This is a genomic window from Haladaptatus sp. QDMS2 (assembly GCF_029338295.1).
GTDB lineage: Archaea > Halobacteriota > Halobacteria > Halobacteriales > Halococcaceae > QDMS2.
In genome coordinates this window covers 288,174-313,811 of the sequence record NZ_CP119792.1, presented here as the reverse complement: position 1 = coordinate 313,811, position 25,638 = coordinate 288,174, and the positions used below count along the sequence as shown (strand labels likewise).

Here is a 25,638-nt window from a genome sequence, read left to right as displayed (position 1 = left end):
ATGGCAGACCCAACCTTCGACCGGCTGGCCATCTGGAACTGGGAGCGCCCGGACATCCGTGAGGAAATTCGGTACGCAAAATACGCAGAAGACAACGGTTTCGACACCGTCTGGCAGGGCGAGTCTCGCCTCGTCCGCGACGCGATGACGGTGATGGGTGCGTACACCCAGGTGACGGACACCATCAAGTTCGCCCCGGGCGTGACCAACTGCTACACCCGGAACGTCGCGCTCATGGCACAGACGTTCTCGACGCTCCACGAACTCTCCGGTGGCCGAGCCATGCTCGGCATCGGCGCGTGGTGGGACCCACTCGCGAGCAAGGTGGGCATCGACCGCAAGAACCCGCTTCGCTACATGTGGGAGTACTGCACCGTCCTGCGCAAACTTCTCGACTTAGAAAACGTCACCTACGACGGGCAGTTCATCGACGTCGACGACATCGAACTCGACCTCGTGCGGGCAAACGCAGAGCCACGGACCGTCCCCATCTACATCGGCGCGACGGGCCTCACGATGAACAAGATGTCCGGCGAACTCACCGGTCTCGGCGTCGTCGACGGCGTGTTCATGAACTACTTGATTCCGCCGTCCCACAACGAGCAGGCGATGGAGGCGCTCCAGAAGGGCGTCGAAAAACAGGGCGGGAGCATCGACGACGTTGACCGCCCGCAACTCATCGCCGTCTCGATGGACGAAGACCGCGACGTGGCCATCGACAACGCTCGGGGCCTCGTCACCCAGTACATCGGCCAGCAACCCCACATCCGCAAGGCCTGTGGCATCGACCCCGAAATCGGCGCGCAGGTCGAACAGGAACTCGGCGGCTGGCCCGCCGACGCCGCAGACATCGAACGGGCGAGCAGGCTGGTCTCTGACGAAGTGGTCACGAACATCGTCGCCGCCGGGACGCCCGATGACTGCGTCACTAAGGTTCAGGAGTACTGCGACGCTGGCTGTACGGAACCCGCGCTCTACTCGCTCGGGCCGAACGTCGAGGAGGTCATCGACACGTTCGCCCCGTTCAAAGCAGACTGACCCTCCTCAGCGACCTTTTTCGAGGTATTCGACGACTTCTTCGACCGGCCGGACGTCCGCGTACTTCGCGTTCATGTCGAACAGGTTCGCGTCGTGTGGGGCCGCAGACCGGTCGCCGACGGCTTCTGCGGGCACGATGGTGCGATAGCCGTGGGCGCAGGCATCGACCACGGAGGCTCTGATGCACCCACTGGTCGTACACCCCGTCACGATGAGCGTATCGACGCCCCACGCGACGAGCATCGAGTTGAGTTCCGTCTCGTGGAAGCCACTCGCCTGTCGCTTGTCGAGGACGTGGTCGTCGTCGGCGACGGCCAGTCGCTCGTCCAGTTCGACCCATTCGCTGCCCGCCGCGAGCGTGTCGAGTCGCGGAATCTTCTCCTGCCAGATGCCCATGTCCGCACAGGTCGGGTGACTGCTCACGATTCGGGTGTGGACCACCGGGACATCCGCCGCGTGGGCCGCCCCGAGAATGGCGTTCGTCCGGTCGAGAACGCCCGAGAGGTCGCCACCGAGGGGATTCTCTGGGTCGGTGAATCCTTTCTGTAAATCGACCACCAGCACCGCCGGGCGCTCGCCGTAGCCCACGCTGTTGTCCATGCTCGCTCGTTCGTACACGGCTTCCTTCGACATGTGCCACTAGTTAGCGTCGGTCGTGATAATTGTTCAGGCGGCGCAGCGAACACTTTTGCTGTGCCCGTGAGAGTAGTGCGCATGGATCGTTTAGCAGACAGGACAGCGCTCGTGACCGGGGCGAGCGCGGGTATCGGACGTGGAATCGCGGTTGGACTGGCCGAAGCGGGCGCGTCGGTCGCGGTCAACCACCCACCTGGAGAGGGGGAGGAACGCAAGGCGCAGGAAGTGGTCGAGGAAATCGAGGATGCCGGCGGCGTCGCAATCGCACTCGAGGGGGACGTGAGCGACGAGGAGAGCGTCACGTCGATGGTCGAGCGGTTCGAGTCGCGCTTCGGCCCCGCAGACGTCCTCGTGAACAACGCGGGCATCGTCACTCAGTCGCCGCTCGTGGAGATGTCGTCAGAGATGTGGGACGACGTGATGGCCGTGGACCTCCGGGGCGTGTTCCTCGTCACGCGGTACGTCCTTCCCGGGATGCTCGACGCCGGCCACGGCCGCGTCATCAACGTCGCCTCTCAGCTCGGCTTCAAGGGCGCGCCGGAACTCGTCCACTACTCGGCGGCGAAAGGCGGCGTCATCGGGTTCACGCGGGCCCTCGCTCGTGAGGTCGCGCCGACGGTCACGGTCAACGCAATCGCTCCCGGCCCAATCGAGACGGACCTGCTCGCGGACATCTCCGAGGAGTGGCGCGCGGCGAAGGAGGCGGAACTGCCGATGGGCCGCCTCGGTACGGTGGACGACGTGGTTCCGACCGCCGTCTTCCTCGCGTCCGACGACAGCAGCTACTACACGGGCCAGACGCTCAGCCCCGACGGCGGAGACGCGATGCACTGAGCGGTTGCGCCCGACTCGAAACGTTCCAGTCACGTATCACGAATCTCGCGACTCCTCCTGAGAATTTATATAGCTGCACGAGAACTGGTGTGGTAGATGGCAACACAAAGCGCTCGGCCGGGCGAGCAGCGCAATCAGTCCACGCTCGTTTCGCTCGGGGAACGAATCAGTATCAAGCACGTCCTCATGGTGTACACCGCGCTCATCGCGATATACATCTACCTCCCGATACTTTCCGTCATCGGGTTCTCGTTTAACTCGGGTGGACTCACCTTCCCCTTCCTCGAGTTTACGACCGACTGGTACGGCGAACTGCTCGCGACCGAATCGATGGTGTCCGCGGTTTACCGGTCGCTCCAGTTGGCCATCGTGGTCATGATAATCACCACGATTCTGGCGACGGCTGCGGCGCTCGCCTACCGCTACGACTTCTGGGGCCAACGCGGCGTGCTGTTCCTGTTCATCCTCGGTATCATCACCCCGGGTATCACCTACGGCGTCGGCGCGACGCTGTTCCTGAACGAACTGCTCGGGCTCGAAAAGGGGCTCTGGCTCGCGACACCGGTGCACGTCGTGTGGACGCTCCCGTTCGCGCTCATCGTGCTGCTCGCCGGCTTCCCGCCGAACCTCGCCGAAAACGAGGAAGCCGCCCGCGTCATGGGCGCAGACAAGGTCACCGTGTTCCGGAAGATTATCCTCCCTCAAATCGCCCCGACGGTGCTCGGCGCGGCGGTGTTCGCGTTCACCCTCTCGTACAACGAAGCGACCCGCAGCCTGTTGCTCCTCGGTGGGAGCAACACGATGCCCCTCGAAGTGTTCTCCATCGCCTCTGCGACGCGGGCGACGCCCGTGTTGTTCGCGCTGGGGAGCGTGACCACCATCGCCTCGACCATCCTGCTCGCCTTCGCCGGGCTATTGGTGTTCTACGGGCGAACCAAGTAACGCCAAAAAGGGGCCGCCTATTTTATCCGAACCGTGATGTCCTGTGCGCCGTCTTTCAGTAGCGAGACTTCGAGCGCCGCCAGTTCCTCACGGGTCGCGTCGAGGATGGCGACGTGGTTGCCCGCGAGTTCGCCCGCGGGGCTCTTGAAGCAGGTCGGCCCGCAAGCGATGAGAATCTCCTTTTCGTTCCGGTAGCCCGGGTACAATAACACGTCGCCCCGTGAAGGGTAGACGGTGTGATTCTCCCGTGGAATGTCGGGGAGGTCAACGTCGTCGATGTTGACCCAGCCCGCATAGCCGCTCCAGCGGACGTGTTGAATCTCGGATTCGAGCGGGAGGAAGTCCCGCATCGCCGCGATGGATTCTGGGGCTTCGTCTTCGAGGAGCGTTCCGGTGTACGTCTTGTCGCCGACGACGAATTCGATTTCACTCATGCTATCACCTCGCCGTCCAGCCGCCGTCGACGCTCAGAACGGTTCCCGTTACGAAGTCGCTCTCGTCGCTCGCGAGAAACAGCGCGGCGTTGGCGACGTCCTGTGGCTTGCCAAATCGCGGCCACGGCGTGGCCCGCTGCCAGTCTTCGAGGAGTTCGGGGTCGGTCTCGCGCCACTCGGCGTTCTGGGCGGTCTCGATGATGCCCGGCGCGAGGGCGTTTACGTTGATTTCTGCCGCGGCATAGTCCAGTGCCATCTGTCGAGTAAGGTTCGAGACGGCTCCCTTCGAGGCGCAGTACGCCCCGCTGCCTTTCCCGCCGACCAGCCCGTAGATCGAAGAGAGGTTGATTATCTTCGCGTGGTCGCTCTTTTCGAGTTCGGGGAGCGCCGCCTTACAGCAGAGAAACAGTCCCCGAAGGTTCACGTCGAGGATTTCGTCCCACTCTTCGAATGGCGTCTCGCCGACGGCGTACTGGTAGTAGATGCCCGCGTTGTTCACGAGGACGTCGAGGCCGCCGAACGCATCGACGGCCACGTCAACCGCCGCCTGCACCTGGGCTGGGTCCGTCACGTCCGTTTCGACGAACGAGTATTCGGCCCCGGAGTCGTCTAACTGGTCGAAGACGGAGCGTTCGTCGTCGAGTTTCGGTTCTTTTCGAACGTCCGCGACGACCACTTTCGCCCCCTCACGCCCGAACGTGGCGGCGATGGAGTTACCGATTCCTGAGCTTGCACCCGTTACGAGTGCGACTCTGTCTGCTAGCCGTGACATACCAACCCATTCATCCCGACTGGAATAGCGTTATCGGCGCGAGACCTCCGGCTGACCAGTATCACGGCGGCTGGCAGATGCGTCGAGACGGTGACAAAATAAGTCAGAAATCCGAAAAAACGTTTGGTGCAAGCCAATCTCAGTGTATATATGTGAATCTATAAGTACTCAGGCTGACCACTCACAAACAATGCCAAGTGGTATCAATAGGCGCAACTTCATGGTTCGCGCTGGCGCAGTCTCAGGAGCACTCGCACTCGCCGGGTGCACTGGTGGCACTGGCGGCGATGGAAATGGCGACGGCAACGGCGGTGGCGGCGGCGGCGGTTCCACCGACGACGGCTCTCGCCCACTCAAGTGGATGGGACCGGCCTGGGCCGTGCGGGACGGGCAGGCACAGAAATATACGGAGATGACGGGCATCGACGTCGAAACGACGACGGCGGACATCCCCACCACCCAGCAGAAACTGCTGAGCGGTGACCGGGCCAACTTCGACGCCTTTTCCATCGACTCGTCGGGTGCCGGCGCACTCACGAAGGACAACGACGCGAGTCTGTCCGTTCCGAAGGACGCCCTCGACAAATGGGACGAAGAGAAGATTACGGAACTGTTCACGAACCCCGGAGAGCGCGTTAGCTATCTTGGCGCACAGACCGACACGATGCTCGACGAACTGTGGGCTGACGACGAGAAGACCGAACTCCGCTTCCCGCCGCACGTGTACAACTTCGACGCGATCGGGCTCAACCCGAAATTCGTCGACGAGAGTTCCGTCTCGAAGTGGAGCGCGCTGTTCGACGAACAGTACAAGGGGAAGGTCGCGATGGGCGCGACCTCTGCCATCAGCATCCCCGAGGCGCTGATGCACCTCATGGACAACGACATGATCGAGGGCGAGGTGGGCGACCTGAACAACCCATCCGAGGACCAACTCGACGCGGCCGTGGACTTCCTCATCAAGCAAAAGCAGTCCGGCCAGTTCCGCTCTACGTGGGTGGCGTACGGTAACTCCGTGAACCTCATGTCCAGTGAGGAAGCCATCATCGGCGACATCTGGCAGCCAGCCTGTCTGGACGTTCGCCGCGCCGGGACGCCGTGTACCTACGCGACGATGGAAGACGGTATCCAGGGCTACCGCTACTGGTTCGGTGGTATCGCACCGCTCAACCCCGGTGCGTCCGACCGCAACAACGTAGACGAGGTCCACCAGCTCATCAACGACGTCCACTACGGCGCGTGGTTCCCCGGCTTCATCCAGGGATGGGGCTACTCCGTGCCCCACTACCCGAACAAGGAACTCGTCCGCGACGGCTCCGACGACTCCGGGGAGGGCATGGGTCCAGAGTACTACGACTGGGCATACGAAGGTAAGGCGACCTACCAGTCCGTGGACGAACCCGGCCTGTTCGACCCACAGCAGTACGAGTGGTCGATGGAGGAGGGCTCGCCCGCCTCGGACGGACAGGTTCGTAACAGTGGTCCCGTGGAAGAACGCATCGACCGGATTGGCTTCTTCCAGATCTGGCCGAGCAACGCAGACTACATGTTAGAACGCTGGAAGGAGTTCACGAGCGCGTAGAGCGCACGACGACCCTTTCGTTTTCACGACCAACCGAAACCTACATTCATGATAAGCGTTATCGTCAACCAATGAGTTCGGAAACATCAGACACAGTTGTCAGCCAGGAGCAAAGCCTCCCCCAGCGGATTCGGCACAATGGCATCGGCGAAATCCAGTTGCTGGTCGGGCCGACCATTCTCTGGTTTGCGCTGTTCTTGCTCGCACCGCTCGTGGTCATCCTCTACTACAGCTTCCTCACCTACACGAGCTTCAACGTCGAGTTCACGTTCACGCTCGCGGCGTGGGAGGCTGTGTTCCAGCCCACGATTTACAGCGTGTTCGCGAGTTCGCTCCTCATCGGCGTCGTGGTCACGGTGCTCACGCTCGTCGTCGGCTACCCGCTCGCCTACTACATGCGGTTCTACATGAGCCAGAACGGCGGCATATTGCTGTTGCTGTTCCTCGTCATCCCGTTCTGGACCTCTGCGGTCATCCGCACCATCGGCTGGTACCCGATTCTCGGCCGGACTGGCGTCGTGAACAAACTCCTCATCTCGTGGGGCCTCATCGACGCACCGCTTGGGTTCCTGCTGTTCTCGCCGTTCTCACAGACGGTGGGCTACATCGCAGCGTTCGTCGTGTTCATGGCCTCGCCAATCTACATCTCGCTGGCGCAAATCGACGAGGACCTGCTCGACGCCTCGGAAACGCTGCGTGGCAACCCGCTCGACACGTTCCGCCACGTCACGCTGCCGCTTTCGATGCCGGGCGTCATCATCGGCGTCATCTTCGTGTTCGTCCTCTCCATCGGTGACTTCACCGTGCCCCAGTTCCTCTCGGGCGGGACGGGAACGATTACGACGCTCATCTACCTCTCGGTGAACAACGGGCTCAACTACCCCGACGCAGCGGCGCTCTCTATCACGCTGCTCATCATCATCTTCAGTATCGTCTACCTGCTCACGCGCTACGTGGACATCACGGACATCGCGCAAAACTGAGCTGCTTTCTTTTTCGAAAAAATGCTCGCCCGTCGAGCGACCGCTTTAGTCTGCCTTCGTCAGTTCGTAGACTCCGGACTCGTCGAGTCGTGCGGTCCACGCAGGATTTACCACGATGGTCGTGGTCGGTTCCTCGATGATGGCCGGCCCCTCGACGCTCGCGTTCACGGGGATTCGCTCGCCGTCGTAGACGGGCACCGAACTTGCGGCCGTCTCTTCCTCGAACAGCGCCTCGCGAGTTCCTTCCTGTGCCGCCGCGAGGTCGGTCCCCTCGGGCATATCGCCGGTGATGTCCGGGGGAGTGACCCGACCGTGGGCGACGCTCTCGATGTTGATGAGGTCGACCGGCGTTTCGGGTTCGGCGTAGGTGTAGAGTTCCTCGTGGCGACGGTCGAAGGCGTCGCGGAGCGTGGCGAGCCACTCGTCGGTTATCTCCTCGGCCGGCATCGACACCTCACACTCCTTGATCTGATTCTGATAGCGCATCTCGAAGACGCGCTCTAAGCGAATGTCTTCTTCGTCGATACCCTCTGCGAGCAACTGGTCGGTCGCATCGGCTTCGAGGGCGGCGAACTGCGCCTCAAGGTCTGCGGCGTCGATGTCCCCGATAGCCGAGGGATACGACGCGAGGTGGTTGTGCCGGTAGTTCGAGACGACCTCACCGTAGGCACAGAGCACGCTCGCCGTCTTCGGAACGAGCACGCGCCGGATGCCGAGTTCGTCCGCGAGCCCAGTCGCGTGGGCGGGGCCGGCCCCGCCGCCACACACCATCGTGAAGTCACGCGGGTCGTGACCCTTCTCGATGCTCACCTGCCGGATGCCGGCGACCATGCGCTTGTTCACGATTTCGAGGATGCCCGCGGCGGCCGTCTCCACGTCCAACTGCGAATCTGCGGCGATGTTCGTCTCGATGGCGCGGCGCGACGCCTCGGCGTCGATTTGCATGCGTCCGCCGAGCAGTTCCTCCTGGTTGAGGTAGCCGAGGACGACCAGTGCGTCCGTGACGGTCGGTTTCGTCCCGCCGCGGTCGTAGCAGGCCGGGCCGGGTTCTGCGCCGGCGCTTTCGGGGCCGACTTCGAGGACGCCGCGGTTCAACGCAGCGATGGACCCGCCACCCGCGCCGATGGTCTCGACTTGCAACATGGGCAAACCCATGCGATAGCGCATGAGGTCGAAGTCCTTGCGAATCTCCGTCGCGCCGTCTTTCGTGAGGCTCACGTCGAAACTCGTCCCGCCCATGTCGATGGTAATGACGTCGCTGGAGCCAAACTGCTGGCCGAGGTGGAGTCCTGCTGCCGGCCCGCCCGCTGGCCCGGAGTTGATGGCGTAGGCCGGGCGCTCGCGGAGCAGTTCGCTGCTGGCGATGCCGCCGTTGGCCTGGATGTAGCGAATCTGCCCGGTAAAGCCGTTCTCCTCCAGGTAGTCGTCCACGCGGGCGACGTACTGGTCGAGCGTCGGCTTCACGTAGGCGTTCACGACGGTGGTGCTCGTCCGGGTGTACTCGCGAATCTGCGGGAGTACGTCCACGGAGACGGAGGTGTAGACGTCTGGCAGTTCTGCTTCCAGAATCTCTCGGACTCGCTCCTCGTGGGCCGGGTTCTCGAACGACCAGACGAGCGAGACGGCGACGGCGTCTACGTCTTCCTCGCGGAAGCGTTCGACGGCGGCGTACACGTCCTCCTCGTTCAGCGGTTCGTGTTCTTCGCCACCCGAGAGGATGCGCCCGCGGACGGGCATCCGGAGGTGGCGGGGGACGAGCATCTCCGCCATCGGGTAGGAGGCGTCGTAGCGGTGGCCGTCCTCCTTGTGGCCGAGCCGGATTTCGAGGGAGTCCTCGTGGCCCGCCGTGCAGATGAGGCCCGTCTTCGCGCCGGTGTGTTCGATGAGCGCGTTCGTGGCGACGGTCGTCCCGTGGATGATGATGTTGATAGATTCGAGCAGGCCGGAGACGCTGGTGTCGTGGTCCGCGGCGATGAGTTCGAGGCCATCGACTACCGCCTGCGAGGGGTCGTCTGGGGTCGAGGGCGTCTTGTAGACGTTCAGCGTGCCGTCGCCCGCGAGGACGAAGTCGGTGAACGTTCCGCCGCTGTCGATGCCGAGTCGGTACATCAGTTCGCCCCTCCGTTGGCCGCGGCTTCGCGGCGCTGTGTCGTCTGTGTCACGTCCACGGTTCCGTCTTCGTTCACCACGACACCGTACTCCGTCGTCGCCCCTTCTGCGGTGACGATGCCGTTTTTGAGGTCTGCTTCGACCAGTTCGATTGGGCGGGTCATCGGGTCACCGACGCCGCCGCCCCCGGGGTTGTAGTTCCGCGCCCGCTCGCCGGGGGCCACCTCGATGATGGTGTTCTCGCGGTACTCGGTCACGGTTCCGTCCGCCGTCTCGTGTTCGACGCGACCGAGTTTCGGTTCGGTGAGCGTGTTGTACGACCCGAGCGCGTTCGGCGTCTCGTTCTTGCGCCCTTCGCCCCACATGATGACCTGCATCTGGTGGTCACGCGGTTCGACCTCCCAGATCGTGCCACAGCCGCCGCGGTGGTGGCCCGCTCCGCCGCTGTCGGGGCGCAGCGCGTACTGGTGGAGGATGAACGGGTACATGTGCTCCATGATTTCGACGTCGCCACTCGACAGCGCGCCGAAGCAACAAAGCGGCCCGCGCGAGTGCCAGCCGTCGTCGTCGTTCGAGGCACCGGCACCACTGATGATGGAGGCGAGCACCATGGTCGTATAGGCGGCCCCGGTGTCGGGTTTCGTTCCGGCGATGTTCACGCCACTCGTGTGACCCCAGGACGCGACAGCGCGTTCTGGAACCGCGTGTTCGAGCGCCGTCCGAACCGCGTCCGTAATCGTCTCGCTCGGCGTCGTCGTGCAGTTTACGTGCGGGGCCGGTGACGTCGCGTTCGTCATCGTGCCGGGTTCGCCCACGTCCGCCGAGATGGGTCGGTAGAGCCCCTCGTTGTACGGCGGGTCGAGTTGCATGAACATCATGAACCCGAGGTAGATACCGCTTACCGAGTTTGCCTCGTAGGAGTTGATGTAGTAGGGCAACTGCTCGGGGGATTCGAGTTCGACGTGTGCCTCGTCGCCGTCGATGGTCACGTGGGCCGTGATGTCGATTTCCCCGAGGCCGTGGCCGGAATCTTCGAGCGGCACCGTCCCGGTATACGTGCCGTCTGGAATCGTCTCGATTTCCTCGCGCATCTGTTCTTCTGCACGGTCTAACAATTGGTCGAAGCAGGCGTTTACGGTGTCCGCACCGTAGCGTTCGACGAGTTGGACGAGGTGTCGCTCACCAATCTGAACCGCGCCGAGTTGGGCGTTCAGGTCGCCCTTCCAGTCCTCGGCTGAACGAACGTTCGCGAGCAACAGGTCGCGCACGTCGGTTCTGAGTTCGCCAGCCTCCCAGAGTTTGATGGGTGGGATGCGAAGGCCTTCCGCGTAAATCTCGGTCGCCTCGGGGTTGTAACCGCTCGGGACGGGGCCGCCGATGTCGGTCACGTGACCCTTCGAGACGGTCCAGTACATGAGTTCGTCGTCGACGAACACCGGCTTGTACATACAGCAGTCGAGGATGTGACTGCCCTTGTGCGCCGGGTCGTTGTGGTACATCACGTCGCCGGGTTCGACGTCGTCTTTGAACCGTTCGATGATGGCCTTGGTCGCCGGCATCAAACTGCCGAGGTGAATCGGGATGTCCTGGCCCTGGATGAGCATCTGGCCCTCAGCGTCGAACAGCGCGTTCGAGTAATCCCGGGCGATGTTGAGCACACTCGACCGGGCGGTGTGCATCATCGTCGTCGTCATCTCCCGTTGCGCCGTCTCGAGTGCCCCCTGGACAACCGAGAGGGTAATCGGGTCTATCTCTCTTCGTGTCACAGTTACTGACTCGCATACCACCTAAATAGGTGTAGCGGAGGGTTGGCCCCGAAATCGAGACACTCCCGCACGCTGACGTTCAGTCAGTGTGCTGGTACAGGTCGCCGTATCCCTTGATTTCCTTCGCCTCGGGGGGCTTGAACGTCATAATCTTGCTCGTTGACTTCCCGAGCGAGACCAGCGACTCTGCGAGGACGGCGGCCGCGCCGACGCTGTCGATGACGGGAACCGGCAGTTCGGCTTCGAGTGCCTCGTCGAGGCCGCCCATGCCCGCACACCCGAGGCAGATGACCTCCGCGCCGTCTTCTTCGATGGCCTGCCAACTCACTTCGAGGAGTCCCTCTACCGTCGCCTCCCGCGCCGTCTCCGTCTCGATGACAGTGAGGTCGGTACAGCGCACCGAGGCGCACTGCGACTGGAGGCCGGTTTTGATGACCGCGGCCTCGATGAAGTGTTTCGCGCGCGGGAGGATGGTGGCGACGGAAAATTTCGCGCCGAGCATGTTCGCGACGTACATCGAGGCTTCGGCGATGCCGACCACCGGTTTCTCGGTTACCTCGCGACAGGCCTCGATGCCGGGGTCGCCCCAGCAGGCGACGATGAAGGCGTCGAACTCCTCGTCTGGATCGTTCAGTATCTCTTCTAAGAGGCCCGGAACCGCGAGGTAGTCGTCGTAGTAGGATTCGATGGAAACCGGTCCCCGTGCCGGTGAAACGGCCACGATTTCCGTCGTGTCGGCTGTGTATCGGTCCGCGACCCGTCCGATGTTCTCGGTCATTTCCTGGGTCGTGTTCGGGTTGATGGCTTTGATTTTCATTGGCGTCACTCACGGACGGCTGGTCCGTGCGGTACGGTGACAATCGACTCTCAGACGATAAATGGTTCGCCCTCAGTCGTCGAGGTCCTCCGACTGAGTCCCGATGCCTTCAGGCCAGCCAGTGGGTTTCGCCGCCGACGGTTTCGCGTACTCGCGTTTCAGCACCATCGGCGTGCGTTCGAGCGAGAGGACGAGGTCGCCGTCCTGGTTGTAGGTGCGAAGTTCGGTCGTGACGATGCCGACGTGGTCGCGGGAACTGCTCTCGCGCTTTTCGAGCACTTCGCTCTCTGCGAACAGCGTGTCGCCGTGGTAGACGGGTCCGTGGTGGCGGATGGCGTCGTAACCGAGGTTCGCCGTCGCGTTCGCCGACACGTCGATGACGCTCATCCCGACGGCGAGCGCGATGACGAACGTGCCGTCTACGAGTCGTTCGCCGAACTCCGTCTGGGCAGCGTACGCCTCGTTGAAGTGCATTGGGTTCAGGTTCATCGAGATGTTCGTGAACCAGACGTTGTCAGTCTCAGTGACGGTACGGCCGTATGGGTGTTTGTAGATGTCACCGACGGTGAAATCTTCGTAGTAACGTCCTTCCCATCCGGCGACCAGCCGTCGGTCGGTAGTTTCGGTCATGCGTCACTCCAACACACGCCCTCGCCCTATAGGAAGATTTGCATCGTGACAGACTCGCTCAGTCGGTCCAGTCGAATGCGGCAGCCGTATCGAGCGGGATGTGCCCGCCGCTCGATTCGGCCCGCCGCAAGTAGGTAGTGAGTGCCTCTTCGTACCGTGGGTGGGCGCAGTTCTCGATGAGTGCTGTCGCCCGTTCTCTGGGAGAGAGGCCGCGAAGGTCGGCGACGCCCTGTTCGGTCACCACGACGCAGATGTCGTGTTCGGTGTGGTCTACGTGCGGGACGAACGGGACGATTCGCGAAATTTCGCCGTCCTTCGCGGTCGACGAGAGGGCGATGACAGCCAGCGTGCTCGTGCGGCTGAAATCGCCACTCCCGCCGATGCCGTTGACGATGTGGGTGCCTCCGATGTGCGTCGAGTTCGCGTTTCCGAAGATGTCGACCTCGAGTGCGCTGTTCACGCCGATGACGCCCAACTGGTCGATGAGCGCCGGACTGTTCGAGATGTCCGCGTTTCGCACGACGACGGACTCCGCGTACCGGTCGATGTCCTCGAACAATCGTTGCTGGCCCGCGGCGGACAGCGCGAGCGACGCGGCGCTCGCCGAGTCGAGGGTGCCGGCGTCGATGAGGTCGAGCAGTCCGTCCTGGATGACCTCGCCGTAGTAGGCGACGGCGCGGTCGCCGAAGTCGAATGCCTCGAACGACGCCATGAGCGCGTTCCCGAGACTGCCGACGCCGAACTGGAGATTGACCGCCTCCTCGTACAGCGGACTCTCGGCAAATTCCGAAGCCAGGAACCCGGCGAGGTTGGCTGCTACCTGCCGGTCTGCGCCGTTCGGTTCGCGAAACTCGTAGGGTTTGTCAGGCCGATCTGTTTCCACCACCAGTTCCAGTTTCTCTGGCGCGAACGATACCTTCGCAGACCCGATTCGGTCGCCGGGCCCGCGCAAGGGAATTGGTTCGCGCCGTGGTGGCAACGCCCGCTGGTACACGTCGTGGAGTGCCGCGAGCGCGAGCGGTTGTGCGTGGTTCACCTCGACGATGAGCTTCTCCGCGCTCTGGACGTACGACGGCGTGTGACCCACGGACGTCGTCGGAATGAGCCAGTCTTCGCCCACGGCGACTGCCTCCACGATGGCAACGTCCGGGTCGCCGTAGTGGCCGAGCGCCACCTCGTCGCCGAGTCGAGAAATGTGGCGGTCGTGGAACGCGATGGTCGCGTCGTTGACCGCCGCCCGCGCACTCGCGGTTGCCTGATAGGGGAACCGACGCGCGATTGCGCCGGCTTCGACCAGCGCGGTATCGACTTCGTCGCCGACGCTGCCGCCGGAGACGATGGTGAGCGACAGGTCCCGGTCGCTCTCTGCGAGCGCCAGTGGGACGGCCTTCGGATAGCCGGCTCGGCCGAACCCGCTCAAGACGAGCGTGGCATCGTCGCTGATACGTTCGGCTGCCGTCGCTGGCGAGCCGATGGGCAATGCACCGCTCGTTCGAGTTGGGGGTAGGTCCATAGCTCGGTCTCTCGGTGTTGCCAGTCGAACGAGTGTCTCCGCTCTCTGACACCAGATCGTGCGGCTGACACCTACACTCGGTGTGAATAGGTGTTAAGCGTTTGCCTCGAGCCAACTATCCCGACTCGTCGCATAGCTTTATTGATGCGGCCGCGAAGCAGAAGGCGATGGTCGAGATACCGACCGATACGGTAGCGCTATCGGAACAACAGCGACTGGTGCGTGACAGTATTCGGGACATCTGTAGCGAGTTCGACGACGAGTACTGGCAGGAGAAAGACGAGAACAACGAGTACCCGCAGGCGTTCGTCGACGAACTCGCGGCGGGTGGCTGGTTTGGTATCCTCATTCCCGAGGAGTACGGCGGCGCGGGCATGGGGACGAGAGAAACGGTCGTGATGATGGAAGAAATCGCCGCGAGCGGCGGGGGCTTCGCCGCGGCGCAGGCTATTCACGGTGGCATCTACAACAGCGTCCCCATCGTCAAGTACGGCAGCGACGAGTTGAAAGCCGACCTGCTCCCGAAGGTGGCAGACGGCCGAAAGGCGATTCAGTCGCTGGGGCTGACCGAACCGAACGCCGGGTCAGACTCGACGTCTATCGAGACGACAGCGACCAGAGACGGTGACGAGTACGTCATCGACGGCCAGAAAATCTGGATTTCGCGGGTGGACGCGAGCGATTATCTCCTCGTCGTCGCGCGAACGACGCCGAAGTCGGAGGTCGAGAAACGGACGCGTGGCATCTCTCTCATCCTCGTCGATATCGAGGAGGCGAAGGCGAACGGCCAACTCGAAATGAAGCCGATTCCGAAGTCTGCGAGCAACGCCGTCCACGCCTTCGAACTCTGGTTCGAGGGCCTGCGCGTGCCGACGGCCAACCGCATCGGTGAGGAGGGTAAGGGCTTCTACCACCTGCTCGACGGGCTGAACGAGGAGCGACTGGTCATCGCCGCCGAGTGCATCGGCCTCGGCGAACTGGCGCTCGACCGTGGCGTGCGGTACGCCCGCGACCGGGTCGTGTTCGACCGGCCAATCGGCTCGAATCAGGCCATCCAGCACCCGCTGGCCGAGGCGTACGCCCGGGTGCAGGCGGCGAAACAGATGACCTACAGCGCGGCGGCGGACGTCGACGGCAATTCGAGCCGTGACGTGGGTGCACAGGCGAACATGGCGAAGTTCCTCGCGGCGGATGCCGCGTTCGAGGCCGCGGACGCGGCGGTGCAGTGCCACGGCGGGTTCGGTATCGCTCGGGAGTACCACGTCGAACGTTACTTCCGCGAGGCAAGACTTACGCGCCTCGTCCCGATTACGCAGGAACTCGTGCTCAACTACGTAGGGACGAAAGTGCTCAACCTTCCCCGTTCCTACTGACGGGCTGGTCTTGGCCATTCGCCTCGCCGAACCGACAGGTCTGTCGAGCCGCAAGACGACGCATAGATTGCCGCGTTCGGCAGCGTGGAACACAAGACAACTGAATATCCGTCTGTTATCCAGCGAAATTATCGAACCCTGTCCGCAAATAATCTGGAATATCGGAAATAGTCCCGAAAACGCGCGTCACTGGGTAACACATTCGGACATGCTTGAACTTCCCCTGTACGTGGCACGTGTTCGCACCTCACGAACGGTTAGATGACAGATATGAGTGCTGTAGCCCACGAATCGGGGGTTTTCCAGACGGAACACTTTTGTCCCACTGTGGTAAGTGATTACATGGACATGTCGGAAACGCCAACAGGGACGGGAACCATCAAATCGGTCGAAACGGCGTTCGCCATCATGGAACTCCTCGCAGACACCCAGCAGACGGGAGTTACGGACATCGCCACTACATTGGGCCTCGCAAAGAGCACGGTGCACAACCACCTCAAGACGATGTGCCATCTCGATTACGTCGTCAGAGAGGGTGACAAGTATCGACTCAGCTGGCGGTTCCTCGAACTGGGCGAGGAGATTCGCGACAACCACCCGAAATACCAGTTGTTCCAGCGCCACACGGAGAACCTCGCGACGCACTTCGAGGAGCGCGCCCAGTTCATCGTCGAGGAGAACGGGCGCGGCGTCTACCTGTTTCGCGAGACCGGTCGCCACGCCGTGCGGACCGACTCCGGCGTCGGCAAACGCATCTATCTCCACTCGACTGCCGCGGGCAAGGCGATTCTTGCCCACATGCCCCCCGAGCGCATCCACGAAATCATCGACACCTGGGGGTTGCCTGCCGTCACTCCCTATACGATTATCGACGAGGACGAACTGTTCGCCGAGTTGAAGCAGATCCGCTCGCAAGGCTACGCGTTCAACCGCGAGGAGAACTTAGAGCGCCTCAACGCGGTCGGCGTCCCCGTTCGAGACCCCAACGACGGCGTCCTCGGGGCGATGAGCGTCTCCGGCCCTTCCCACCGCTTCAAGGGCCAGTACTTCGAACAGGAGATCCCCGACTTCATGCTGGGACTCGCCAACGAAATCGAACTGAATCTGGCGTATCCTCGGTGAGTCTGCCCCCACAAATTTCGACCGTTCTCGACGCTGCACCACTCGTGCTATCACGAACCGTGTTCCACCCTCCCGAACACTTCCGCGTTCGGACCAAACCTGGGCTACACCATGGAACTGAACGATGGCAGTCGAATTCGATCGAATTCCCACCCCTTACTCATAACAGCTGTACTACTGTGATGGAAACAGTGAAGTTGGTCAGCATCCAACGTACCCACAACCGATGGCCGACGAAAACGACGGAACGACAGGGCGTTCGTCCGGACGACGGAGCAAAGTAGAACGGCAACTCGAAACGTACGACTTGACCCACCTGGCGGGCGAACTGGAGCGGTCGTGGAACGGCACGGGCGGCACCCAACAGCGAAGCCTCCGCGAACTCGCGACGTACTTCAACACCGCGATGCTCGAATCCGCGATGACGGAGGCCGGGATGCAGACTCTCGAAGGCGACGTGGAGACAGCCTATCGACTGTTGACCGACGAAGAGGCGAGTTCGGGCGACCGACTCAGGCTCAGACGCAGGCTACAGCGCGATGGCGTGGACGTGGACCAGTTAGAGCGGGACTTCGTCTCGTATCAGGCGATTCGGACCTTTTTAACGAAGTATCGCGGCGTCGAGTACGAATCGGACGACGAAAACCGTCTCGAACGGACCAATCAGAGCCTCCAGAAGCTTCGCGGGCGGACCGAGACGGTCACCCAGAGCAAACTCTCCCAACTCGCAACCAGTGAAGACCTCACGCTCGGAGAGTTTCGCGTCATGGTGAGCGTTCGGGTTTTCTGTGAAGATTGTGGCGGCCAGTTCGAACTCGGAGAACTCCTCGGTCGTGGTGGCTGTGACTGTTCTCCCTCCCTCTGAGGGAATTCTATTACCCCGATTCCGCTCCCTGCGCTGGGTTCGAGACACCCTGAACACTTAAGGCCACTCGCTTTCAATTAACCTTAAGAATGAGCATAGAACAACCAGTCGAGGAAGGTGCCCGTATCCACGTCGAGAACGTGGGCGGAATCGAAGAGACCGACCTTGCGTTTTCACCCGGTGTTACCATTCTTGCGGGTCGTAACGCGACCAACCGAACGTCGTTTCTGCAGGCGATTATGACCGTCTGTGGGAGTGACAACGTCTCCGTCAAAGGCGACGCAGACGAAGCCTACGTCGAGTTGACACTCGGCGATGAGACGTACACACGGTCGCTGTCGCGACACAATGGCGTCGTGAGCGGGGACGGCGACCCGCTTCTGGACGATTCGATGCTCGCAGACCTGTTCGCGTTCCTCCTCGAATCGAATGAGGCACGGCGGGCCGTCGCGCTGAGCGAGGACCTGCGCGAACTCATCATGCGTCCGGTCGATACCGACGAGATACAGGCCGAAATCGACCGGCTGGTCGCGGAGCGCAAATCCCTCGAAAGCGAACTCGACGAAATCGACTCGCTGAAGGGGAACCTGCCGAAACTCGAAACCGAGCGGGGCAACCTCCAGGACCAAATCGAGGAGAAGAAAGTCGAACTCGAAGCGAAGGAAGAAGAACTGGAGGCTATCGACGCGGACGTAGAGGAGTCCCGCGACGAGAAAGCCGAACTCGAAGACCGGCTTTCTGACCTCCGGTCGAAGCGGTCGGCGCTCGACGACGTTCGCTACGACCTCGAAACCGAACAGGAGAGTCTGGACGCGCTCACGGGCGAGCAGAACGAACTCGAAGCAGAAGACGCGGACCTTCCCGAGGCACCGGTCGGCGAAATCAAGGAAATCGAGTCGGAAGTCGAGCGCCTCCGTTCGAGAAAGCAGACTATCGAGACTGAAATCAACAAGCTCCAGAGCACTATCCGCTTCAACGAGGAGATGCTCGAAGGGTCGAACCGCGAGGTGCTCCAGGTGCTCTCGGCGAAGCGTGCAGACGAGTCCGGGTCGGTGACGGACAAACTGCTCGAAGACGACGCGACGACGTGCTGGACGTGCGGGAGCACGGTCGAAACCGACCAGATTCAGACCACGGTCGACCAGCTCAAAGAGATCAATCGCGAGAAGATTTCGTCGGTAAACGAGATTCAAGACGACTTGGACGAACTGAAGACCGAACGCCGTGACTTAGAGAAGAAACAGCAACAGCGCGAACAGGTCGAACGCCGCCTCGCCGACATCGAATCCGAAATCGAGGCACGCGAAGAGAACATCGAGACGCTCCGTGACCGCCGTACCGAACTCACGGAGGAGATCGAAGCCATCGAAGCAGAAGTCGAGGACCTGGAGGACGACTCCTACAGCGAGATTCTCGACGTTCACAAGGCGGCTAACCAACTCGAATACGAACTCGGTAAACTCGAAAACGACCTCGAACGCGTCGAGGACGAAATCGAGTCCCTCGAATCCCGTATCGCCGAGCGCGACGCCGTCGAGGCCGAACGCGACGAGGTACAGGCGGAAATCGAGGAACTCCGGACGAAAATCGAGCGCATCGAGGACGAGGCCATCGAAGGCTTCAACGAGCACATGGACACCGTGCTCGAACTCCTCGATTACGCGAACATCGAGCGCATCTGGCTCGAACGGGTCGAACGCGAGGTCCGTGAGGGCCGCCGCAAGGTCAGCAAGAGCATCTTCGAACTGCACGTCATCCGGTCGACGGCGTCCGGGGCGACTTACGAGGACACGGTCGACCACCTGAGCGAGAGTGAGCGCGAGGTGACGGGCCTCGTGTTCGCCCTCGCCGGCTACCTCGCCCACGACGTCCACGAATCGGTCCCGTTCATGCTGCTCGACTCGCTCGAAGCCATCGACTCAGAGCGCATCGCGACGCTCCTCGAATACCTCGCCGATTACTCCTCGTACCTCGTGGTCGCGTTGCTCCCCGAAGACGCCGCCGCACTCTCGGACGAGTACCAGCGAGTCACCACGATTTAATCGCCGGTCGATTTTCGGCCGTGTTGCGGTTTGAGAAATCGTCCCGAGTCACGTGCGCCGAATATATTTTAATTTTACAATAAAAACGTACAATTCCAGTCAAAAACATAAACCGAGCCAATTCTTTCTTTGGCCCGGAATTAATATCTGGCAGTATATCACGTAATTATTACTAAATACTAGAATACGCGGATATAGTTCTGAATTTGCGATAATTATTGCATATTCTCAACTAAAGACTCAATCAAATTCTACTAGCATAAATAGAATGAAGGTGATAATAATATGGCTGTAGAATTGATGAGTTTACCATGTCCAATCTTAACCTCCTCTCTATCGCACGTAATTTTTGATAGTTTGTATAGTTTTTCTGGTTTGGATTGGTGGGCGGAATGCAGGGATTTATGTGGGTGGTCGGAACCAGTCACTCGAAAAGCGCAGGGGTTTATTGCTCTTGCCACTGTGTGACAAACCACATGATGCACGCAGTCGGTCCACTACTGACAGTGGACGTGGGGGCGCGAGAAGCGACCGAGACGAACATCGACGACGAATTGGGAACGTTCATCGGGGGCCGCGGCGTGGCGACGAAACTCGCCCACGACCGCATTCCGTTCGACGCGGACCCGTTCGGCCCGGAGAATCGGGTGTATCTGTCCACGGGGCCACTTCAGATGTCGAACATGAGCTTCACCGGGCGGATGAACATGACGGGCCTCTCGCCGCTCACGGACGGCCTGCTCTCGACGAACGCCGGGGGATACCTGTCGCGGAACTTCACCGGGACGGGTATCAGCGTTCTCGAACTGGCCGGGGAGAGCGACGAACTGCTCGCCGTCCACGTCACCGACGACGGGGTCTCCTTCGAAGAAGTGCCCGAACTCGAAGGGGCGGAGGTTCCGGCGGTCACCGAATACATGAACGAGCACCACGGCCTCGAAGCGGAGAACCTGATTACCATCGGGCCTGCCGGTGAAAATCTGGTCCGCTACGCCTGCGTGATGACCTACGACAGTCGCGCCTTCGGGCGGGGTGGACTCGGGGCGGTGATGGGTGCGAAGAACGTCAAATGCGTGACCTTCGCGGGCGACTCGCCGCCAGAAATCGAGATGGACGAGGAGGTCCAGTCCACCGTCCACCAGAATGCGGCCACGTCCGACGACATGATGCGCCGTCAGGGGACGACGCAGGGGACGGAGTTCATCAACGACAACTTCTCGCTCCCGACGAAGTACTTCGAGGAGTACCACTTCGAGCACGCGGACAAAATCGGCGGCGATGCTGTGGAGGAAAAGAAGTACAAGAAGGCGGCCTGTTCGGTCTGTGCCTTCGCGTGCAAGCTCCCCACCCGCGACGAAGCGCGCGGCGTCGAAACCGAAGGCCCCGAGTTCGAGACGGTGTTCTCGTTCGGGTCGAACCTCATGGTCGACGACATCGTGGACGTGATGAAGTCGAACGAACTCTGTGACATCTACGGGCTCGACACCATCAGCGCCGGCAACGCCGTCGCCGCCTACCTCAAGGCCGAAGACGAGTTCGGTAACGCGGACCTCGTCCACGAACTCGTCGAGAAAATCGCTCACAGAGAGGGCATCGGCGACACTCTCGCAGAGGGAATCTCACGGTTCGCAGACGACCTCGGGGTCAGAAACTACACGGTAAAGGACATGGAGTTCGCCGCCCACGACGGCCGCGTCCTTCACGGACAGGGCCTCTCCTACGCGGTCGCCAACCGCGGCGGCGACCACATGTACTCGACGACGCTCCGGCTCGAATACTCCGGTCAAATCGACCCGGAGGGCTTAGACGGGAAAGCCGAAATCGTCCGGGAGCGCGAGGACCACGCTGCGTTCCGCGACAGCGGTATCGTCTGTGCGTTCGCGGGCGGCACGGAACTCATCAACCCCGAGCAACACGAAGTACTGTTCGGCTGTGACTACGAGGACCTGCTCGCTGTCGGGTCACGCGTGGTCGAACTCGAACGCCACTTCAACAACAAGCGTGGGATGGACCGCGCCGACGACAGCCTCCCCTACGACCTGCCGGGCATCGAAGACGCACTGACTGAGTACTACGAACTGCGCGGCTGGAACGACGACGGCACCGTTCCCGACGAGACGGTCGCGGCCTACTCGAACGCCGACTAACCGCCGTGGACCGGCGGCGCGGCTCGAATCACGTCGCCGTCTGTGAGTTCGGTCGCCGGGCCGTCGAACAGCGACACCGGCTTCCCGTTTTTCGTCACCGTGACCGCTCCCGAGAGGTCACCCTCGGCGGTGAGCACTCGTCCCTCCAGGTCGGGATGGGCGTCTGCGAGTTCGGCGAAGAGGTCTGCGACGGTCGCTCCGTCGGGCAGCTCGCGGCGAACGGTCTTCTCACCGACCGCCTCGCGGAAGGGACCGAACAGATTTACCTCGATGTTCATAGCCTGCCTTCGGCGTCGGATGACTTGGTTCCTGCGTCGAAACGCCCTTGCTCATTCCCTTCATAGGCCTCGCTGTGAAGGTAAACGTAAAGTGCTACGGCAGTGTCCGAGCGGCGACCGGCCAGAAGGTAGTCTCCGTGGACGTGCCCGCCGAAGCCACGGTCGAAGACGCCCTCGACGAACTCGCGTCGACTCACGCCGATTTCTCCGACCAGCGAGATACAGAACTCGTGCTGATGCGGGAAGGAACACACGTCCAAACGGAGACGATTCTCGCTGCCGGTGACGTGCTGAGCGTCTCGAACCCGCCGATGGTCGAGGACTAAAAATCGTGAGAGCAGTTAGTCGCGTTTCGCGCCCGGATTCGTGACTGCGCCGCTTGCCGCAGACCCGAAGGTCTGCCCGTATTTGGCGAGGACGCCCGCGCTGTAATTCGGCTCGGGGGCCTCCCAGTCGTCCAATCGCTCAGCGAGTTCCGCGTCCGAGACGTCCATTTCGAGGGTGCGGTCTGGGATGTCCACCGTGACCATGTCGTCCTCCCTGATGGCCGCAATTGGGCCACCGACCGCCGCTTCTGGAGCGACGTGACCAATCATGGGGCCGCGCGTCGCGCCGGAGAACCGCCCGTCGGTGAGGAGGGCGACGTCGTCTTCGTGGCCCGCGCCGACGACGGCTGCGGTGACGCCGAGCATCTCACGCATTCCGGGCCCGCCCTGTGGTCCTTCGTTCCGAATGACCAGGACGTCGCCCGATTCGATGTGTCCTTCCTGGACGTAGGCCATCGCCTTTTCCTCATCCTCGAACACCCGGGCAGGGCCCTCGTGGTGGAACTTGTCGTCGCCAGTGACCTTCAACACCGCGCCGTCGGGTGCGAGATTCCCCTTCAGGATTTTAATCGCGCCTTCGTCGTGTTTTGGCTCCTCGACGGTGTAGAGGAAGTCGGCTTCGATGTCCTCGTCTGCGGGTAAGTCGAGCTGGTCGAGCTCTTCTGCGATGGTTCGACCCGTCACCGTGAGCGCGTCGCCGTGGATGAGACCGGCTCCCAGCAGGCGACGGATGACCACCGGGACGCCCCCAATCTCGTGGAGGTCGTTCATCACCCGCGACCCACCCGGCTGGAGGTCGGCGATTTTCGGCGTACGCCGGGAGATTTCGTCGAAGTCGTCGATGGAGAGGTCGATTCCTGCTTCGGCGGCCATCGCCAGCAGGTGCAGCACCCCATTCGTCGAACCGCCAAGTGCGACTTGCACGGCGATGGCGTTCTCGAAGGATTCCCGGGTGAGGATGTCGGAGGGGCGGCGGTCGTTTGCCACACAGTCGAGGACGATTTCCCCCGCTTCTGCCGCGACCTCGTAACGGTCGTCGTCCTCCGCCGGTGGACCCGCAGATCCGAGGGGGGCGAGGCCGATGGCTTCACTGACGGAAGCCATCGTGTTCGCCGTGAACATTCCCCCGCAGGACCCCGCGCCGGGACAGGCGTTTCGCTCCAGGTCGTCGAGTTCGTCCTCGCTAATCTCACCTTCGGCATACGCGCCGACGCCCTCGAAGACGTTCTGGATGGTCACGTCGCGGCCGTTGTGCTGGCCGGGCATAATCGAACCGCCGTAGAGGAAGACGCTCGGCAGGTCCGTGCGGACGGCCGCCATCATCATCCCCGGGAGATTTTTGTCACAGCCAGCCACCGTGACCAGCGCGTCGAGTCGTTCGCCGAAGGCGACGAGTTCGACGCTGTCGGCGATGACCTCCCGCGAGATGAGCGACGCCTTCATTCCTTCTGTGCCCATGGAAATCGCATCCGAGATGGTGATGGTGCCGAACTCGATTGGCATGCCACCTGCTTCGTCGACGCCCTCGATGGCGGCGGCGGCCACGTCGTCCAGATGCACGTTACACGGGGTGACGTCCGCCGCCGGATTCGGGACGCCGATCATCGGCGAGGCGAGGTCCTCGTCGTCGAACCCCATCGCCCGGAACATCGACCGATGGGGTGCTCGCTCCGGTCCCTCCGTCACGTCGTTGCTGGGGAGGTCCGGCCGTTTGCTGCGCTCTGATTCTTCGAGGCTCATGGCCTCAACGTGTGTCCCGTGTGCTAATAAGTGTTCACGACCCGGGAATTTGTGCGACGGCGGGCGAAGCTTTTTGCGCGACCATCGAGAGAAGGTGGTATGGCACGGCAACACACGACTGCGGTCGGGAATCGACACACGGGTGGGACGGCGTGAACGACCGATTCAGACGCGTCGCCTCGGAGGGAATCGGCGACCTCGGCGCGCACGTCGGCCTCTCACTGTCCGACCGGGAGCGCCGAAAATACGAGGACGCGGTGGCCGACGCGAACGCCGACGCAGAGACGCTCGAAGCGGCGACGCAGGCCTCGACACGCCCGACGTTCGACCTCTCGTCGGTTGTCCGCCACCCTGGCCCGGAGCGTGACCCGCACAACGCCTACGTCACGACGTTCGAGGCGACGGACGCGGACGGGGACACCGACCTCGCAGACCTTCGAGTCGCGGTCAAGGACAACATGGCGGTGGCGGGCGTGCCGATGACCTGCGGGTCGCGCGCGCTCTCTGCGGCCGTCCCGAGCGAGAACGCCGCCGTGGTCGATAGACTCCTCGCGGCCGGAGCCACCCTTACTGGGAAGACGAACATGGACGAGATGGCCTACGGCCCGACGAGTGAGACGAGCGGCTTTGGCCCCGTCTCGAACCCTCACGACGAAACTCGCGTCGCAGGCGGATCGTCCTCGGGCAGCGGCGCGGTGGTGGCCGCCGGTGATGCAGACGCCGCCCTCGGCAGCGACACGGGCGGGAGCGTTCGTATCCCGGCCGCTTTCTGTGGCGTCGTCGGCTTCAAACCGACGTGGGGGGCCGTCCCCCGAACTGGATTCGTCGACCTCGCCTACACCCTCGACCACATCGGCCCACTCGCCCGCAACGTCGAAGTCGCGGCGCGCGTGTTCGACGCCATTGCCGGCTACGACGTCCGCGACCCGAGTTCCGCCCTCGCCGGTCGAATCGGCGTCGGCGAGACCGCAGATTCACTCGCTACCAGTCCCGACGTTGGCGACCTCACTCTCGGCGTCCCCGAGCAACTGGTCGCAGACCACGTCTCGCCGGGCGTTCGCGAGGTGTTCGAGACGCGACTGGACGAACTCGACGAAGCGGGTGCGAACTTCGTCGAGGTGTCCATCCCGTCGCTCGCCGACGGCGTCCCTGCCTGGAATACGATTACGAACACGGAACTCGCGGCGGCGTTCGGGCAGACGGTCACGCCGGTCGAGCGACGCGGCCCCTTCGACGTGGACTGGTACGACGCCGTTATCGCGGGTGTGCGAGCCAACGAAAACCAGTTCGGGGCGGTGCTCCGGCGGAACCTCGTCAAGGGGGCACACCTGCTCCACACCTACGGCGGCCGCCACTACGTCCGGGCCCAGACCGTTCGCGACCGGATTCGCCAGGAATTCGACGCGGCGCTCGCGGACGTAGACGCCCTCGTCTCGCCCACTATGCCCGTCGTCGCGCCGGAAATTGGGGCGTGGCAACCGCTTAGCGAGGGTGACGACGAGAACGCACTCGACGTGCCGCTCGCGGTGAACACGCGCCCCGCCGACCTGGCCGGGATTCCCGCGATTTCGGTCCCCGGTGGCACCGCGGACGGCATGCCCGTCGGCATCCAGTTCATCGGTGCGAAAAACGCAGACCAGCAGGTCCTGCAAGTGGGCCACGCCTTCGAACAGTTCGTCGCCGAGTGAC

The 25,638-nt window shown here is 62.4% G+C and carries 22 protein-coding genes; 12 read left to right on the top strand and 10 right to left on the bottom strand.

Annotation, left to right across the window (positions count from 1 at the left end; genetic code table 11):
- On the top strand, positions 1 to 1,038 hold the full coding sequence (locus tag P1M51_RS17495) for an LLM class flavin-dependent oxidoreductase (protein ID WP_276275002.1): 1,038 nt from the start codon (positions 1 to 3) through the stop codon (positions 1,036 to 1,038).
- Positions 1,039 to 1,044: 6 nt separating this feature from the next.
- Here the strand turns inward: P1M51_RS17495 and P1M51_RS17490 are convergent, their stop codons facing one another.
- Complete coding sequence (locus P1M51_RS17490) at positions 1,045 to 1,671, bottom strand: isochorismatase family protein (protein ID WP_276248846.1); 627 nt, start codon at positions 1,669 to 1,671, stop codon at positions 1,045 to 1,047.
- Positions 1,672 to 1,752: 81 nt separating this feature from the next.
- Here P1M51_RS17490 and P1M51_RS17485 point away from each other — a divergent pair, with 81 nt between their 5' ends.
- Both P1M51_RS17485 and P1M51_RS17480 read left to right on the top strand, forming a co-directional pair.
- Positions 1,753 to 2,508, top strand: a complete 756-nt coding sequence (locus P1M51_RS17485; RefSeq protein ID WP_276275001.1) for an SDR family NAD(P)-dependent oxidoreductase — start codon at positions 1,753 to 1,755, stop codon at positions 2,506 to 2,508.
- A 96-nt stretch (positions 2,509 to 2,604) separates the two neighbouring features.
- Positions 2,605 to 3,450, top strand: a complete 846-nt coding sequence (locus tag P1M51_RS17480; RefSeq protein WP_276248848.1) for an ABC transporter permease — start codon at positions 2,605 to 2,607, stop codon at positions 3,448 to 3,450.
- A 17-nt stretch (positions 3,451 to 3,467) separates the two neighbouring features.
- Here the strand turns inward: P1M51_RS17480 and P1M51_RS17475 are convergent, their stop codons facing one another.
- Together P1M51_RS17475 and P1M51_RS17470 are read right to left on the bottom strand one after the other, a co-directional pair.
- Positions 3,468 to 3,884 carry a DUF3830 family protein gene (locus P1M51_RS17475; RefSeq protein WP_276275000.1) on the bottom strand — a complete coding sequence of 139 codons (417 nt, stop codon included), beginning with the start codon at positions 3,882 to 3,884 and terminating at the stop codon, positions 3,468 to 3,470.
- Between the two features lie 4 nt (positions 3,885 to 3,888).
- The gene (locus P1M51_RS17470; protein ID WP_276248850.1) at positions 3,889 to 4,656 is read right to left on the bottom strand and encodes an SDR family NAD(P)-dependent oxidoreductase; all 768 of its coding nucleotides are present in this window, start codon (positions 4,654 to 4,656) and stop codon (positions 3,889 to 3,891) included.
- Positions 4,657 to 4,846: 190 nt separating this feature from the next.
- On the opposite strand from P1M51_RS17470, the gene P1M51_RS17465 reads away from it, so the two are divergent.
- Positions 4,847 to 6,238 (top strand): substrate-binding domain-containing protein, encoded by a 1,392-nt coding sequence (locus tag P1M51_RS17465; RefSeq protein WP_276248851.1) that lies wholly within the window; start codon positions 4,847 to 4,849, stop codon positions 6,236 to 6,238.
- A gap of 71 nt (positions 6,239 to 6,309) precedes the next feature.
- Entirely contained in the window at positions 6,310 to 7,221 is a 912-nt protein-coding gene (locus P1M51_RS17460; protein WP_276248852.1) for an ABC transporter permease, read from the top strand.
- A 45-nt stretch (positions 7,222 to 7,266) separates the two neighbouring features.
- Here the strand turns inward: P1M51_RS17460 and P1M51_RS17455 are convergent, their stop codons facing one another.
- The 5 genes from P1M51_RS17455 to P1M51_RS17435 all read right to left on the bottom strand — a co-directional run bounded on the left by P1M51_RS17455 (position 7,267) and on the right by P1M51_RS17435 (position 14,056).
- The gene (locus P1M51_RS17455) at positions 7,267 to 9,330 is read right to left on the bottom strand and encodes a hydantoinase/oxoprolinase family protein (RefSeq protein ID WP_276248853.1); all 2,064 of its coding nucleotides are present in this window, start codon (positions 9,328 to 9,330) and stop codon (positions 7,267 to 7,269) included.
- On the bottom strand, positions 9,330 to 11,096 hold the full coding sequence (locus tag P1M51_RS17450; RefSeq protein ID WP_276248854.1) for a hydantoinase B/oxoprolinase family protein: 1,767 nt from the start codon (positions 11,094 to 11,096) through the stop codon (positions 9,330 to 9,332). The genes P1M51_RS17455 and P1M51_RS17450 overlap by 1 nt, the downstream gene beginning before the upstream one ends.
- Before the next feature lie 79 nt (positions 11,097 to 11,175).
- Complete coding sequence (locus P1M51_RS17445) at positions 11,176 to 11,913, bottom strand: aspartate/glutamate racemase family protein (RefSeq protein ID WP_276248855.1); 738 nt, start codon at positions 11,911 to 11,913, stop codon at positions 11,176 to 11,178.
- A gap of 72 nt (positions 11,914 to 11,985) precedes the next feature.
- Positions 11,986 to 12,543 (bottom strand): MaoC family dehydratase, encoded by a 558-nt coding sequence (locus P1M51_RS17440; RefSeq protein ID WP_276248856.1) that lies wholly within the window; start codon positions 12,541 to 12,543, stop codon positions 11,986 to 11,988.
- Between the two features lie 58 nt (positions 12,544 to 12,601).
- The gene (locus tag P1M51_RS17435) at positions 12,602 to 14,056 is read right to left on the bottom strand and encodes an acetyl-CoA hydrolase/transferase C-terminal domain-containing protein (protein ID WP_276274999.1); all 1,455 of its coding nucleotides are present in this window, start codon (positions 14,054 to 14,056) and stop codon (positions 12,602 to 12,604) included.
- Between the two features lie 167 nt (positions 14,057 to 14,223).
- Between P1M51_RS17435 and P1M51_RS17430 the strand changes: the two genes are divergently transcribed.
- The 5 genes from P1M51_RS17430 (at position 14,224) to P1M51_RS17410 (ending at position 21,605) form a co-directional block, all read left to right on the top strand.
- A complete protein-coding gene (locus P1M51_RS17430; RefSeq protein WP_276248858.1) occupies positions 14,224 to 15,429 on the top strand; it encodes an acyl-CoA dehydrogenase family protein in 1,206 nt (401 codons plus the stop codon).
- A 342-nt stretch (positions 15,430 to 15,771) separates the two neighbouring features.
- A complete protein-coding gene (locus P1M51_RS17425; protein ID WP_276248859.1) occupies positions 15,772 to 16,551 on the top strand; it encodes an IclR family transcriptional regulator in 780 nt (259 codons plus the stop codon).
- 226 nt (positions 16,552 to 16,777) lie between these two features.
- On the top strand, positions 16,778 to 17,416 hold the full coding sequence (gene rdfA, locus P1M51_RS17420; RefSeq protein ID WP_276248860.1) for a rod-determining factor RdfA: 639 nt from the start codon (positions 16,778 to 16,780) through the stop codon (positions 17,414 to 17,416).
- An 89-nt stretch (positions 17,417 to 17,505) separates the two neighbouring features.
- Complete coding sequence (locus tag P1M51_RS17415; RefSeq protein WP_276248861.1) at positions 17,506 to 19,458, top strand: archaea-specific SMC-related protein; 1,953 nt, start codon at positions 17,506 to 17,508, stop codon at positions 19,456 to 19,458.
- A 476-nt stretch (positions 19,459 to 19,934) separates the two neighbouring features.
- Positions 19,935 to 21,605: an aldehyde ferredoxin oxidoreductase family protein gene (locus P1M51_RS17410; protein ID WP_276248862.1), complete on the top strand. Its 1,671-nt coding sequence runs from the start codon at positions 19,935 to 19,937 to the stop codon at positions 21,603 to 21,605.
- Here the strand turns inward: P1M51_RS17410 and P1M51_RS17405 are convergent.
- Positions 21,602 to 21,883, bottom strand: coding sequence for a ubiquitin-like small modifier protein 1 (locus tag P1M51_RS17405; RefSeq protein ID WP_276248863.1), 282 nt, complete (start codon positions 21,881 to 21,883; stop codon positions 21,602 to 21,604). The two genes, P1M51_RS17410 and P1M51_RS17405, sit on opposite strands and share 4 nt — an antisense overlap.
- A 74-nt stretch (positions 21,884 to 21,957) precedes the next feature.
- Between P1M51_RS17405 and P1M51_RS17400 the strand changes: the two genes are divergently transcribed.
- Complete coding sequence (locus tag P1M51_RS17400) at positions 21,958 to 22,209, top strand: MoaD/ThiS family protein (protein ID WP_276248864.1); 252 nt, start codon at positions 21,958 to 21,960, stop codon at positions 22,207 to 22,209.
- Between the two features lie 15 nt (positions 22,210 to 22,224).
- Here P1M51_RS17400 and ilvD read toward each other — a convergent pair whose 3' ends face one another.
- The gene (gene ilvD, locus P1M51_RS17395; RefSeq protein ID WP_276248865.1) at positions 22,225 to 23,949 is read right to left on the bottom strand and encodes a dihydroxy-acid dehydratase; all 1,725 of its coding nucleotides are present in this window, start codon (positions 23,947 to 23,949) and stop codon (positions 22,225 to 22,227) included.
- A 152-nt stretch (positions 23,950 to 24,101) separates the two neighbouring features.
- Here ilvD and P1M51_RS17390 point away from each other — a divergent pair, with 152 nt between their 5' ends.
- The gene (locus P1M51_RS17390; protein ID WP_276248866.1) at positions 24,102 to 25,637 is read left to right on the top strand and encodes an amidase; all 1,536 of its coding nucleotides are present in this window, start codon (positions 24,102 to 24,104) and stop codon (positions 25,635 to 25,637) included.
- Position 25,638 lies beyond the last annotated feature (1 nt).